The organism is Chitinophaga flava, assembly GCF_003308995.1.
Taxonomy (GTDB): Bacteria; Bacteroidota; Bacteroidia; order Chitinophagales; family Chitinophagaceae; genus Chitinophaga; species Chitinophaga flava.
Genome location: NZ_QFFJ01000002.1, coordinates 2686902 through 2701624 on the forward strand (window position 1 = coordinate 2686902; position 14723 = coordinate 2701624).

Here is a 14723-nt window from a genome sequence, read left to right on the forward strand (position 1 = left end):
TATTTATCATGAAACGTATACTGCAATTGATTATACCGATGACAGGCAGGTCAGGGTTTATTAAATATGTTTGCCTGGGGATACTATCGGGTTTGTGCAGTTTCCTGTTCATCAACACCGTTACCGGCGTACTGGGGCAGATCATTGCAGGTACCTTCTCAAATATCCGGGAGTATCTGCTTATATTCCTGGCTATTATCCTGTTGTTCGTATGGATAAGAAGGGTGTTGTCTGTGGCCGTTATCCGGCTGTCGCAGACCCTTTTCTGGGACCTCAGGAAACAGATCGTAGCGCTGGTGCTGAAATCGGGTTACCGGCAATTATCATCCAGGAAGGTGGAAGTGCATGCAGCTGTTGTCAGTGATGTGAATATCCTGACGCAGGCGTCACAAAGCATCATAGATTTTTTCACCGCCACGGTGCTGACGGTAATCTGTTTCATATACCTCGCCACATTGTCGATGCCATTGTTCGCTATCACGCTGCTGGTGGCGGTGGCAGGTGTGGCCATCTACCGCCTCAGAGCCGGCATCAACATCCGGAATCTGCAGACGGCCCGCAGCCTCGAGAATAATTTCCAGGACAGCTTTAACTCCATACTCGAGGGTTTCAAGGAGCTCTTCATGGATAGCCGTAAACGTAAGTCCATCTTTGAACAGCAGGTGGTGCCTGTATCTGCAGAAGCCTATGAGAACAACACGAAAGCCTACATTGGTTTTCTCAACAATCAAATCACCGGCTACACCCTTTTCTATACACTCATAGCGGCGATACTCCTTTATCTCAATACGGCGCTGGAGATAGAAGTGAAACATACGCTGACCTTTGTTTTCACGCTCCTGTACCTGCTGGGCGCCATCAATACCATCATGGTGCTGCTGCCGGTGCTGGTGCGCGCCAAAGTGGCCGCTGGCCGCCTGCTCGATCTGAAAGATAAGCTGGAACAGGATGGCAGTCAGGAAGTAACGGCGTCTCCCGTAATGTTTACCGAAAAACTGGAACAAATCGCCATCAGCAACCTGGAATACCATTACGGGGAAGATGACCGGTCTTTCAGCATCGGTCCCGTAAACTTCGATATACAAAAAGGTGATGTGATCTTTATCTATGGCGGCAACGGCAGCGGCAAAACTACATTCGTACATACTTTGCTGGGACTACATATTCCTTCGGCAGGGGAGATCCGCTTTAATGATACTATCGTAGAAAATGAGCACTATACCGGGTATAAGGCTCTGTTTGCGGTAGTGTTCAACGATTTTTATCTCTTTAATGAAATGCTTGGCTATAACAGTTTCAATACAGACAAGTGGCATTATTATCTCCGCATGTTTGAACTGGAAGATAAGGTCAGCATGGGCGATAACGGCGTTTTTTCCACCACAGAGCTTTCCACCGGTCAACGTAAAAGGCTGGCACTTATCGCGGCCTTGCTGGAAGAAAAGCCGCTGCTGGTGATGGATGAATGGGCCGCCGACCAGGACCCGCATTTCAGGAAGAAATTTTATACCGAGATTATCCCGCACCTGAAGCAGGAAGGGCTTACCATCATTGCCATCACGCACGACGACCGCTATTACCATTGCGCCGACAAACTGTACAAAATGGAATATGGCAAGCTTATACCGGAAGGTGTGCAGGTGTATCAATAGACAACAGTGTTCAGAATTATGAAGAAACCTCAATTATTCTTATTGCATTTTGCAGGCGGGAACTGTTACTCCTTTCAGTTCATGAAACCGTTGCTGCACGACTTCGAAGTAATCGCTCTTGAACTGCCCGGAAGAGGCAGAAGGATGGATGAACCGCTGCTGAATGATTTTGATGCAGCAGCCAAGGATCTGTACAGGCAGATTATAGGCGATATTACAGATGCGCCATTCCTGATTTACGGACATAGTATGGGCGCTTCCCTCGCGCTGAGAGTAACTAATCTGCTGGAAGATGCGGGCAAACGCCCGGTTGCTGTTATTGTGAGCGGCAACGCCGGTCCGGGGCTGGAGCGCAGCAGGATGCGGTACCTGCTGGACAGGCCGGAGTTTATAAAAGAGCTGGAACTGCTGGGAGGGCTGCCTCCGGAGATCATCGAAAATGAAGAACTGTTCGGCTTCTTCGAGCCGGTGCTGAGGGCCGACTTTGAAATTGCTGAAAGAAACAATCTGGTTAGTGAGCCTCCTATACAATCACCGTTGTATGCCGTTATGGGCAGCATGGAAGAGAACGTAGAACGGATCGACAACTGGATGGCCTATACCCGGGGCCGCTTCGCCTCGGAGGTGCTGGAAGGGGATCATTTCTTCATTCAACGTCATCCCCATCGTATCGCAGGTATCATAAGTTCCTTTTACCACAGAATGTATGCCATGCCTCAATCATAATCCAAGACAAAAATGAAACGGATCAATATAGGTTTTTTATTCCCGCTCCTGGCGCTTGTTATACTGGTATATGCGTTGTCGCAGCCAATGTTTGTAGCACCTCCCCTGGGCAAACTGCTGGACCCCTTTGTGGGCGCGGTACAGAATGAGGATGAACGCCGGCTGGGCGCGAAGGAGCTGACTATACCCGTTCATCAGCTGAAAGCACCGGTACAGGTGTATTTCGATGAGCGTAAAGTGCCGCATATCCATGCACAGAACACCGAAGACCTCTACTTTGCGCAAGGGTATATCACCGCCTTTTTCCGCCTGTGGCAGATGGATTTCGGTAGTTATGCTGCTGCCGGTCGCCTGTCGGAAATTTTCAGCAAGAAGGAATTTCTGGAATACGATCGCACACAGCGCAGGCTGGGCATTGCAGAAGCTGCGAAACACTCGCTGGAGCTGATCGAAGCCAACCCCGAGACCAGTACTGCAGTTAACGCCTATACGAAAGGAGTGAACGCTTATATACAACAGCTTCATTACCGCGACCTGCCGCTGGAATACAAGCTGCTGGGCTATGAGCCGGAACCATGGACCAACCTGAAGAGTGCCCTTATCATGAAAAACATCGCCAATAAAATGAGCGGTTATGAAGAAGACCTCTACATGTCGAAAATGATACTGGCGCTGGGTGAAGACCGCTTCAACCAGTTGTTCCCTGAATATTATGCACAAAGCACGCCGGTCATGAATATCAGCAGACCGCAAAACGTACCTGCAGCAGCAGTGAAAACGCCGTCCTATCTGAATTACGCTTTCCTTTCGGCCAATTCCGTTATCACGGAGAGCGCCTGGAACCCAAGGCTGGGGAGCAACAGCTGGGCTGTTTCCGGTAAAAAAACAAAGTCAGGGTTTCCTATTCTCGCCAATGACCCGCATCTGAACCTTTCATTGCCCAACGTATGGATGGAAATGCAGCTCACTGCGCCGGGCATGAACGTATACGGGGTGTCTATGCCAGGGACCCCGGCCGTTATCATCGGGTTCAATGAAAATATCGCCTGGGGCATCACCAATGGTGCCGATGATGTGAAAGACTGGTACAAGCTGAAGATAAGCCCTGATTACAAAAAGTATGAGCTGGACAGTAACTGGTCCGACTTGCAGGTAAGAAGGGAGGCGATCAGGCGCAGGGGGCTGCCGGTGTTTTATGATACCGTATATTCTTCTGTGCATGGTCCCATTGTATATAATAAGAGCTTCCCCGGCAAAGACTCCGATATGGTGGACATGGCGCTGAGATGGGAGCTGCATCGTCCGTCCAACGAGTTTCTCACTTTTATCCAGTTGAACAAGGCCGCCGGCTATGAAGATTATAAAAACGCTATCAGGCATTTCCAATGTCCGTTGCAGAACTTCACATTTGCCAGTAAAGACAACAACATTGCTATTAATCACCAGGGAAGTATGCCTGTAAAGTGGCCAGGGCAGGGGAGATTCATCCTGGACGGCACCTCCCGCACACATCTGTACACCCGGTACATCCCGGCCGACAGTCTGCCGCAGCTGCTCAATCCGGCCTGCAACTATGTGCAGTCGGCCAACCAGCGGCCTACCTACGGCAACTACGCCTACTACTACAACGGGCATTACAGTGAAACACGGGCCAACCGCATAGAACAGCTGTTGTCGACCACGCAACAGCTGGACATTTCCTATATGGAGAAGATTCAGCTGGACAATGTCAACGCATTCGCCGTAGAGGCGTTGCCGTTACTCCTGTCGAAAGTGAAAAGCAGTGAGCTGAATGCCGCGCAGCAGCAGCAGCTGGCATCGCTGAAAACCTGGAATGGCAGCTACGAGTACGGCAGCACAACGGCCAAGCTGTATGACCTGTGGTGGTGGAACACACGGAACTTTACCTGGGATGAATTCAGGAATTACAGGTTCTATGTGAGGCCGCCGGAAGATGAAGTGCTGCTGAAGCTGATCAGGACAGACCCGGGCAATACATTCTTCGACAAGCAGGGAACGGTCCGGAAGGAAGATGCCGCTGATATCATTACTGATGCTTTTATTGCCGCCGCTATGGATGTGGATAAGGCCCGGAAGGAAGGAAAAATACAGTGGAGCGATTTTCATAAAGTGAACCTGATACATCTCACCAACCTGCCGGCCTTCAGTAAAATGGGTATTCCTGCTGCAGGACAGCAGGAAGTGCCAAACGCTGTGTCACGCAACTGGGGCCCGTCCTGGAGGATGATAGTAGAGTTGGGTGACAGGCCCAGAGCCTATGGCATCCTTCCCGGTGGGCAATCCGGTAACGCTGCAGGACGGTATTACGATAACTTTGTGGATGACTGGAACAAAGGCAGATACTACCCTTTAACTTTCTTCATGACAGTGCAGGAAGCAGAAAAACAGGCAACCAGCACATGGAAACTGATAAACAGATAACAACTGACAATATGAGCAAAACGACGCTTGATAGTATAAAGGCCTTTTGCTGCCTGGTTCCGTTAATCCTGCTGGTGAGGATGACAGATAGCATCCCATGGTGGAGTTTCGTAGTAGTCGTGGGATTTTTCGGTGCATTCATCTCCATCCGCAAATGGAGCGTAGCCGCTTTTGGTACTGGGTTCCTCGCCGGAATGCTGGTATGGGTGGCCGCGAATATATATTTTCATATAGCCCTGGGCGGTAGTGTGTTTAACAGGATCGGGCTGACGTTGTCAGTACCGGGACCTGTGGTCATCCTTATCTCCGGAATCATAGGTGGCTTGTTAACAGGACTGGCCCTCTTTACCGGGAAGGCGGCGATAAAGCGAGGGGATGCCTGATAACCGACGGGATAATCGAAGAAAATTAAAAGGCTTCAGAACTTAATGTTTTGGAGCCTTTTTGTTTCGGGGCAAGATCATTTATCCTTGTGTCCATTACTTGCGTGAGAATATAGGAATATTCTGAGAAATTTTTATTCTTTGGTATAATAAAAGGTTTTTTTGTGTTATGACAGACTTATGGAAAATACAAAATGATGATGCGTTTGTAAAATATGCCGAAAGTGAGCTACGTTTAATTGGCAGTTTGTATGAGAACGGCTACTTGTTCCATATAAATACCCGGGAGGTAACTTTTATTAATTGGTTCTACGGGAACCCTACGTGTGCCATTATTAGTCAATGCGAACAATGGGCGGCAATGGGAGGGGATAGTGGGTTAACCATTTGGAAACAAGGAGCAACATTTGACATAGAAATTAGCGGGATTTTCAAACTTCGGCAAACCGGCCCCGTAGTTATTCAAATATTAACTGATCCATGGTGTGAAGAGTCCGCAATTTGGGAACTAAACGTTCTCACTTTTTATATGCAAAAGGTGAGATCATTCCCTGATTATATAGATAGGGAATATGCAGATGATGTTATCTGGTAAAACTATTGTATTATTTGAGTGGGAGGTTATGCTGAGGATCAGGTTCTGTTTGTACCGCTGACAGACTTATTAATTTTTCTGCAACCAGTTTGTCTATCATTAACAAGATCGTGACATCAAGATCGGCTGGAATCTTCTGTTTATACTTGCTAGCGACAAAATTTATATACTCACTGACCATCAACCTTCCTGTAGCGCCGAGGAAGACCATCTGAGGCCAGGGATCAAGAGTAATCATTCGGGGAGAGTGGCTATCAATGATCGTTATCATATCGTTGTTGAGCCAGTACCACCGGGCTTTCCGATAAAAGTAAAAATCTTTATGTGGTGATGTCTGTAATGCCTCAAACACAGGTATTACAGGCTTTGATGATTTGAAGAAATTAAATTTCATAAGTCCTGGAAATGTAAAAGTAGCTGAATAAATAGAATTATTGTATAAATCATTCATGATATCACCTCGATTTCTTTCCTATATTTTTACAGGTTAACCTAATAAGCGAAATACCCTTATCCATCTGAAATCTTTACAAAACCTGTAGATTTGGCAATCCGTCATACCTTTAAATGCTGACAGGCAGCAAATGCCGCATCAGCATTAGAAACGCCCGGCATAACCTGACCAATAAAGAGGAAATAAATTATATATAATGAAAGCATACGAGAGTCTGAAAGAAACTTTATCATTTTACGGAGTACAGTGTAATGAGCCGTACTACATTTCTTCCGGGAATCCGATTTTCGAATTCCCTAAAAAGGCTTTCAGGATTGATTTTTATGCATTTTGCATTTGTGCATCGGGAAAAATGGAGGTCGAAATAGACAACCATACCTATCATATAGGGGCGAACAGCTTTCTAATCTCAGCGCCATCTACTATTATCCGCATTGTCCGTTTCAGCAAGGATTTCAGGATGAAACTTCTTTTCTTTGATAAAATCTTTTTGCTGAGGCATATTGCTAATCCTTTTTTTATTGAGCAATTAGCTTTGTTCAGGAATTCGACGTTTAGTGTAATCTCGCCTGGTAAGGAGCATTCCTTGCGATTATTTGCACAGCTGAATTATCTCGGGCAGCAAACGGGCCGGAAAGGCAGGTTTATTGAGGATATCATCAGGACCATTATGATTCAGCTTCTGCTTGAGATAGCCACACTTGTTGATGATGAAAGAGGGGAGATGGCTGAAGATATCCAGGAAACAAACAACCTCTTCTTCAAATTCACAAAACTTGTACAGGAAAATGCCTGGCATAATAAAGACGTACAGTTTTATGCCGACAAGTTATTTATTTCGAACAAATACCTGATCAGCATTGTAAAGAAGACAACGGGCAAAACTCCCCATGAAATTATAGATGAAACCCTGCTTAAAGAGGTATGTGTATTATTGGGCAATCCGGAGAAAACGATATCCCAGATTGCGTTAGACACGGGATTTAGTTCTACTTCCTCTTTTGGACGCTTCTTTAAGAAATATGTTTCCATTTCTCCTCAGGAGTATAGAAAGCACCATTCGTTATAGCGAAAGTGACTTTCTGTATAGGATTGGCGAATTTGGGGATATAAGCGAATTTAGGTATAATTCTAACTTTGTATTGTTAATCAAAAATGATTCGAGTATGAACAACCTTACTTCAAAATTCGAGAATGTAATCCAAACTTCCGACATCTACGGAAAAGTTGACCACCAGCCGGATGCCAGCAAAGAGACGCCGAGAAACACCCCTGAAAAGTCAATGCCTTTTTCTGACCAGATAGGGAACTACCAACGCAATAAGGGTATCCCGGCCAAATCCTATAAAGACAGCAAGGTGTATATCGTGGGTAGCGGTATTGCAGGACTGTCCACTGCTTATTACTTTATCCGTGACGGACATTTTACACCGGAAAACATTACGTTCATAGAGCAGCTGCAGATTGACGGTGGTTCACTGGATGGGGCCGGAAACGCTAAAGACGGATACATTATCCGCGGAGGCCGTGAAATGGACTGCACCTATGAAAATCTCTGGGACCTCTTTCAGGATATTCCGGCCCTGGAAATGCCGCCTCCCTATAGCGTGCTGGATGAATACCGCCTTGTAAACGATAACGATTCCAACTATTCAATTGCGAGATTGATCCATGAGCAGGGGAAAGTGAAGGACTTCAGCAAATTTGGATTGAACAAAAAGGATCAGCTGACACTGATAAAACTGCTGCTCAAGAAGAAGGAAGAACTGGATGATATCACCATTGAAGATTATTTCGGTAAAAGTTTCCTTGAAAGTAACTTCTGGACCTTCTGGCGTACGATGTTCGCTTTCGAAAACTGGCATAGTTTGCTTGAGTTCAAGTTGTATATGCACCGTTTTCTGCATGCCATCGATGGTCTGCACGATCTTTCTTCCCTTATTTTCCCGAAATATAATCAGTATGACTCTTTTGTTACTCCTTTGGGAAGATGGTTGAAGGAAAAGGGTGTAAAGATCCGGTTCAACGCTCTGGTAAAGGACCTGGATATTCATATCAATGCTGAAGGCAAAGTGGTTAAAGGGATCATTACAGAGGAAGACGGAAAAGAAGTTGTTATTCCGGTTACAGCGGATGACTATGTGATCGTCACTACGGGTTCAATGACCGAGGATACATCTTACGGTAATAATACCACCGCACCGGTATTGGCAGTGGACAACAGCACCAGCGGCCAGAGTGCGGGATGGAAATTGTGGAAGAACCTGGCGGCAAAATCTCCTGCTTTCGGTAAACCGGAAAAATTCTGTTCCAATATCGAAAAGTCATCCTGGGAGTCTGTAACCTTGACCTGCAGGCCTTCTGCCCTGGTAGAAAAACTAAAAACATACGCCGTAAACGATCCGTATTCCGGCAAAACCGTTACGGGTGGTATTATCACCATAACAGATTCCAACTGGCTGATGAGTTTCACCTGTAACCGCCAGCCACACTTCCCGACACAACCGGATGACATTCTTGTATTGTGGGTCTACTCCCTGTTTATGGATAAGGAAGGAAATTACATTAAGAAAACCATGCCGGCTTGTACTGGCAACGAGATCCTTACTGAATTGTGTTACCACTTGGGGATTGTGGAACAGATCGATAATGTAGTAGAAAACACCATCGTACGTACTGCTTACATGCCTTACATCACATCAATGTTTATGCCCAGAGCTAAAGGGGACCGCCCGCGGATCGTTCCTGAAGGATGCAAAAACCTTGGTTTGATCGGACAGTTTGTAGAAACGAATAACGATGTTGTGTTTACGATGGAAAGTTCTGTACGCTCTGCACGTGTTGCGGTGTATACACTGCTGAACCTGAACAAGCAGGTTCCGGACATAAATCCGTTACAATATGATATCCGCCACTTGTTGAAAGCCACCAAAACACTGAATGACAATCAGCCGTTCCTGGGAGAGGGCCTGTTGCGGAGAGTATTGAAAGGCACCTATTTCGAACATATTCTGCCGGTAGGTGCTGATGCACACCCTCATGAAGAAGAAAAAGAATCTTTCCTGGCAGAGCAGTTCGGCAAGTTTAAAGAATGGGTTGCAAGCTTTAAGAGCTAAGTGTTTTGGGATAAAAAATTATATGTCTTATGAATTTCAAAAATATTACCATAGCGGGAAGCGGTGTTTTAGGCTACCAGATAGCTTTTCAGGCCGCATTTCACGGATTTGATGTAACCGTGTACGATATTAACGACGAAGTTTTGGAAAAAGCGAAAGCCAAATTCGTGACTATGAGTGAAGCATTCAAAAGAGATCTAGGTGCTTTACAGGATCAATTGGATGCAGCTTATCAGCATCTTCACTATAGTTCCAACCTTGCGGAAGCGGTAAAAGATGCAGACTTATTAATTGAAGCTGTGCCGGAAAATCCGCAAATCAAGATCGATTTCTACCAAAAGCTATCTAAGGTAGCTCCCGCGAAAACGGTGTTTGCAACTAACTCCTCTACATTGTTGCCGAGCCAGTTTGCAGAAGCAACAGGGCGTCCGGAAAAATTCGCGGCGCTTCATTTCGCCAATAATATCTGGAAACAAAATACGGCCGAGGTAATGGGGCACGCTGGAACAGATAAGGCCGTCTTCGATGATTTATTGCAGTTTGCAACAGCCATCGGTATGGTCGCTTTACCGCTCCATAAAGAGCAGCCCGGATATATTTTAAATTCACTATTGGTTCCGCTGTTGAGTGCAGCTACCGATTTATTGGTAAATGGTGTTACTGATGCTGAAACCGTGGACAAAACCTGGATGATCGCAACCGGTGCACCGATGGGCCCCTTCGCAATCCTTGATGTTGTAGGTATCACAACAGCCTACAACATCAATAAAATGATCGCTGAAAAAACACAGGATCCTTTGAAATTGAAAACGGTTGAGTACCTGAAAGCACAGTTCATTGACAAGAATAAGCTGGGTGTAGCCACAGGAGCGGGTTTTTATACATATCCCAATCCTGCATACCAGGACAAAGATTTTTTAAAATAAATCAGGATATCTCCGTATAGTGGAGCAGGGTTTTAAACAAGCGGGTGTACGATTTGAGATCTCTTCTCAAATCTTACACCCGCTAAGTTTTTAGCATATCATTTGTAACTACTGGATGTATTGTGTTAGCTCAATTCCCGTGGCCCCGCTGAAGGTGCCGGCTGCATCTGTATATTCTTTTACGAGCATCAGATAGCCTTTGTCTGCTTTAAGAGGAGAGAGTGTGAATGAAGAAGACATCGCATCCGGCGCATAAGGAGCGGATGGATTTTGTGCGTTCACCACCCGGAATGCCATAGATTGATAAACGGACGGAATGTTCATGTCTATCAGAATAGTGGCGTCATCATTAAAAGGGTAGAGTTTTTTAATGGTCGGTTGGCCTCTTTTAGCCACAGAAACTTCCACCGCTATATCCTTGATGGGCGTCTTACTGTACCTCCTTTCCGGAAAATTTAAAATGATGCCTACATTGCCGGGAGAAGGCTTTGGAATGCCCGGTAGTTTGTCTATAATGGAAATGCCGTCATAGTAAAACTTAATGGCGTTTGAGATGGAGCTTCCATCAATCTTTCTCTCCAGCAGCATTTCTCCTTTTCCGTTTAAAACGGTGAAGGTGGTGGGCCCGTTGGAGGGGCGGGTGGTATTTACTGCGCCTGTAAAATAGATGGACTGTGCATCAGGATTCGGTTTAATGATGGTGTTACCCAGTTTAAACTGCAGTGAATCTTCCGCTATGTAACCGTTGATATTGATGTCGATGATATTATTTATAGGATACAACTCCTCCTGGGATTTGGAACAGGAGAACAGGAATATGCTGGCAATAATGATGGCAGGTTGCCTGAATAGCTTCATACTATTAATTTTATAGAAGATTTTACTGCTTTTTTCAGAAGGTATAATTTAAACTCAAAGTAAAGCGGCGGCCTGTATGCGATTTATACGTGACCTGATCGCCTTTGTCGTAGTTTTTGGATTTACCTGATTTCAGTATGAGATGCCGGGTATAGAAAATCGGATTGTCTAACCGGGGATCCATCTGATTGTTACCATTTTTTACTTCCCCATCATATTCGTAGCTGGCATCGTTATTAAAGTACAGGATGGTTTCATCCAGCAGGTTGGAAATATTGAGTACGATATCGAGTGCACGGTTTTTCAGGCATTTGTAGCTGAATTGCGCGTCCATTTTGCCGTATGGGTTCTGCAGTTCTGAATAGCGCAGGTTAGAGCCAACCAATGTATATTTTCTACCGGTTTTATTATACAGCAGATTGACGCCCCAGCGATCAGTAATATAGGCGAGTCCGATATTGTAGCTGTAAGGAGATTGTCCGTATAAGGGACGGTTATCGCGGTATACAATCTCCTTGGAAACAGGCTTCCCTTCGGCATTCCTTTCCAATACATTACCATCTTCATCGATGGTAGTTGTGCCGTAAGTGTCTACCATACTGTTGTTCAAAGACAGGTTACCCGTGAAGCGGAAGTTGCGTAAGGCACTATTGATAAAACCGAGGCCTTTCTGAATATCGGCTTCAAATCCATATACCTGCGCTCTCTTTGAATTCCTTAAAGAGAATTCACTTTTGTTGGTGGCTGTGAATGCGTTGTACATTTCTATAGGGTCAGCTATGTCACGGTAGTATACGCCGGCAGACAACACATCTCCGGGTTCTGGATACCATTCTGCCTTAAAATCGTAGCCGTTTGTCACAGAAGACACTACCGGGGAATTCCAGATGTACGCAGAGTACATAGGATCATAATAGGAGAACCTGTTTCTTTCAGCGAACTGTGGTCTTGATACCGTTTTGGCATAGGCTAAACGGAAGTTGAAATCACGCCATGGGCTATACGTAAAGTTGACAGATGGTAAATACTGCCACTTTTTTTCTTCAGGAAGAGGCGCATCTGGCGGCCCGTAGCGGCCATCATTCGGATTCTCGATCTCTTCATACTTATAATATTCAGCGCGTACACCCCATACAAGCCGGAATGGGCCGGCATGGTTATCAAACATAACAAAGGGTGCATGTTGGTTTACATTACCTTCATACTTTGAGTTGCCGCCGATCGTCGGCAGCCAGGCGAATCCATCCTTGTTGAAATTCTTTGGGTCCTGCAGTTCTGCGGGAGAAAGGTATTGATATTCTCTGGAAAGATTATTCGGCAGGTTGTACAACCCCGCTTCAAAATAATCCTGCACACCATTTCTTTTTGCACCGAAATAACCTGTTTTAAACATCTGCTCTGCGCCGAGAATTTTGAATGGATAGGTAACAGCGATGTTCCAGTTCCAGTCTTTCCCTCTGTAGGCGTAGTTACCACGGCTGAAAGGGAAGCGGCCGGTACTGTTTTTTGTATTGGTAGCAGGGAAATTAATCACCTCGTCGTTTATGCTGATATTGGAATATCCCAGATAGGTCACATCTTTCTGGTGCCTGCGGATTTCGGTATGTGCAATACCCCAGTCGAATTTGAATCTGCCTGCCTGGTGCCGGCCTTCCAGTTTATTTTGCATAAAGTCGGTGAACAGCGGTCTGTTTACCTCTTCAATCCCAGGGATATCGGTCGACATGCTCGACTGGTCTTTACTCCATCCTTTCACCTGAGTGAAGTCCTGGTTGAAAATATGCGAGTAGATATTACGGAAGGCAAGTTTGCTCTTGCCCAGCTGCAGCCCCATATTTAATAAGCTTCCCCAGGTGGTATTGGTATTATAGGTATTGCCGGTGTTCAGGTATTGGCTGTTGGGGTGATTGGATTCCAGATTCAGTCCCAGTGCATTCTGCCAGCCGCCCCTGCTGATGAAGTCAATCTGCTCTCTTTCCTGCGTATTTCTGAAGGAGAGGGAACCTATGATCCCAAACTTGTTGGTGGTAGACTTACCTAAGCGGAATACTTTACCACCGGCAATTTTCATGTTCAGTCCCAGTGGTGCTGTGGAGGAATAGGTGGTGAAGTTGTCATGAGTGAATAGCCTGGATTGTTCATACAGATAAGGGTTTTGGGTGGCTTCGCCCTTTATCTCATTGGATAACTCCAGGTATGTTTTCAATTGATCCCGCGCAGGAAGATTTCTGCGGCCATCGTCGAAACCCAGGTAGTCGTATTTTCCGGACTGGCGTCCCAGCTGCTGTCTGAAGGTACTGAGATCGTTATAGGAAGTGCCCAGCGAAACTGTCAGAAAATCCTGGTCGGGGATGTCACGGGTATTTACCTGTACATATCCCCCCGCGAAATTGGCATTCATATCAGGAGTAGGTGTTTTACTCACAACGATGTTATCAATGAGACTGGCCGGAATCAGGTCAAAAGAAAAGGATTTTTTTATTGGTTCGGTGCTGGGTTGGGTGATACCATCAACTGAAGTTTCGTTCCAGCGTTCGCCCATCCCGCGTACAACGACGTACTTTTTATCGACGGTAGTGAGCCCGGTAATGCGGGATAACGCATCGGCCGCGTTGTTATCCGGACTGCGGGCTATCTGTTCTGCAGAAATTCCATCTGATAATTCCGCGGCATTTTTTTGTTTGGCCAGCAGGCCAGAGATGCTGGCCTTTTTATATCCTGATGTTATCACCACCTGGTCCAGCGTACTGGTTTTGGTTTTCATGGCGATAGTCAACGGGGTACTGTTGTTTTCTTTTACGATAACATCTGTTATGCGCTGGGACTGGAAAGAGATATAGCTGATCTCTAAAGTGTAGATGCCGGGAGGAAGCATCAGGCTGTAAGTGCCGTCGGTAGCGGATTGTGTAGCCTGACCGCCTTCGATGCGCACAGATGCGCCGATAAGTGGTTCGCCGCGGTCATTGATCACCTTACCGGCAATACGGCCGGGTTTACGTTGTTCCTGACGGCTTGCAGGGGTGCTACCAGCGGGCTTTTCATCGATCAGCACATGATTGTTTCGCTGGGTATAGCGCAGGTTGGTATTTTTGAGTACCTGTTCTATAGCATCTTTTACGGTAATACTCCCGGCATGTACGGATATTTTTACAGAACTGTACTGGTTGATGGCGCTGCCGTAAACAAATTTGAAATTACTCAGCTTCTGTATTTCGGCAAGGGCTTCTTTTATGCTGCGGTTAGACAGCTGCAGGTTGATCTTCTGATTTTCCAGCTGCTGACAGATAGCCAGCAGCGGCATTACCAGAAAGATAATGACCAACAGGGAAAGCCGGTTATGTTTTCCCGTTCGGAGAATAAATGCTGATAATCCTGATGAGGATATATTTTTTTGCATATTATTGTAAGTGATTTACTGATTAATTGCTGAAAGAAATTGATAGGTAGATCCCGGGAATTCCCGGTTTTGCTGTAAAGCCGTTTGGACCGTCAAATCGAACGGCTTTGCAGATACAGGGTGTCTCTCTGACGGAGGGACGCCTTTTTTCATTAAGGGAGATCATGTAATTCT

11 protein-coding genes are annotated in these 14723 nt (G+C 45.9%); 8 read left to right on the forward strand and 3 right to left on the reverse strand.

The genetic code is table 11. From position 1 onward, the window contains the following. Positions 1 to 8: 8 nt before the first annotated feature. From DF182_RS26750 to DF182_RS26770, 5 genes are all read left to right on the forward strand, one after another. Positions 9 to 1652 carry a cyclic peptide export ABC transporter gene (locus DF182_RS26750; RefSeq protein ID WP_113618821.1) on the forward strand — a complete coding sequence of 548 codons (1644 nt, stop codon included), beginning with the start codon at positions 9 to 11 and terminating at the stop codon, positions 1650 to 1652. Between the two features lie 18 nt (positions 1653 to 1670). After that, a complete protein-coding gene (locus DF182_RS26755; protein ID WP_113618822.1) occupies positions 1671 to 2378 on the forward strand; it encodes a thioesterase II family protein in 708 nt (235 codons plus the stop codon). Positions 2379 to 2390: 12 nt separating this feature from the next. Beyond that, positions 2391 to 4820, forward strand: a complete 2430-nt coding sequence (locus tag DF182_RS26760) for a penicillin acylase family protein (protein WP_113618823.1) — start codon at positions 2391 to 2393, stop codon at positions 4818 to 4820. Next, entirely contained in the window at positions 4799 to 5203 is a 405-nt protein-coding gene (locus tag DF182_RS26765; protein ID WP_113618824.1) for a hypothetical protein, read from the forward strand. The genes DF182_RS26760 and DF182_RS26765 overlap by 22 nt, the downstream gene beginning before the upstream one ends. 169 nt (positions 5204 to 5372) lie before the next feature. Beyond that, positions 5373 to 5798, forward strand: coding sequence for a hypothetical protein (locus DF182_RS26770; protein ID WP_113618825.1), 426 nt, complete (start codon positions 5373 to 5375; stop codon positions 5796 to 5798). A gap of 10 nt (positions 5799 to 5808) precedes the next feature. On the opposite strand, the gene DF182_RS26775 is transcribed toward DF182_RS26770, so the two are convergent. Further along, positions 5809 to 6249 (reverse strand): hypothetical protein, encoded by a 441-nt coding sequence (locus tag DF182_RS26775; protein ID WP_113618826.1) that lies wholly within the window; start codon positions 6247 to 6249, stop codon positions 5809 to 5811. 199 nt (positions 6250 to 6448) lie between these two features. On the opposite strand from DF182_RS26775, the gene DF182_RS26780 reads away from it, so the two are divergent. The 3 genes from DF182_RS26780 to DF182_RS26790 all read left to right on the forward strand — a co-directional run bounded on the left by DF182_RS26780 (position 6449) and on the right by DF182_RS26790 (position 10294). Beyond that, positions 6449 to 7321 carry a helix-turn-helix domain-containing protein gene (locus tag DF182_RS26780; protein ID WP_113618827.1) on the forward strand — a complete coding sequence of 291 codons (873 nt, stop codon included), beginning with the start codon at positions 6449 to 6451 and terminating at the stop codon, positions 7319 to 7321. Positions 7322 to 7418: 97 nt separating this feature from the next. Continuing rightward, positions 7419 to 9368, forward strand: a complete 1950-nt coding sequence (locus tag DF182_RS26785; protein ID WP_113618828.1) for an oleate hydratase — start codon at positions 7419 to 7421, stop codon at positions 9366 to 9368. 29 nt (positions 9369 to 9397) lie between these two features. Beyond that, positions 9398 to 10294, forward strand: coding sequence for a 3-hydroxyacyl-CoA dehydrogenase (locus tag DF182_RS26790; RefSeq protein WP_113618829.1), 897 nt, complete (start codon positions 9398 to 9400; stop codon positions 10292 to 10294). 108 nt (positions 10295 to 10402) lie between these two features. On the opposite strand, the gene DF182_RS26795 is transcribed toward DF182_RS26790, so the two are convergent. Together DF182_RS26795 and DF182_RS26800 are read right to left on the reverse strand one after the other, a co-directional pair. Next, positions 10403 to 11152: a hypothetical protein gene (locus DF182_RS26795; protein WP_113618830.1), complete on the reverse strand. Its 750-nt coding sequence runs from the start codon at positions 11150 to 11152 to the stop codon at positions 10403 to 10405. A 34-nt stretch (positions 11153 to 11186) separates the two neighbouring features. Continuing rightward, on the reverse strand, positions 11187 to 14549 hold the full coding sequence (locus DF182_RS26800) for a TonB-dependent receptor domain-containing protein (RefSeq protein ID WP_113618831.1): 3363 nt from the start codon (positions 14547 to 14549) through the stop codon (positions 11187 to 11189). Positions 14550 to 14723 lie beyond the last annotated feature (174 nt).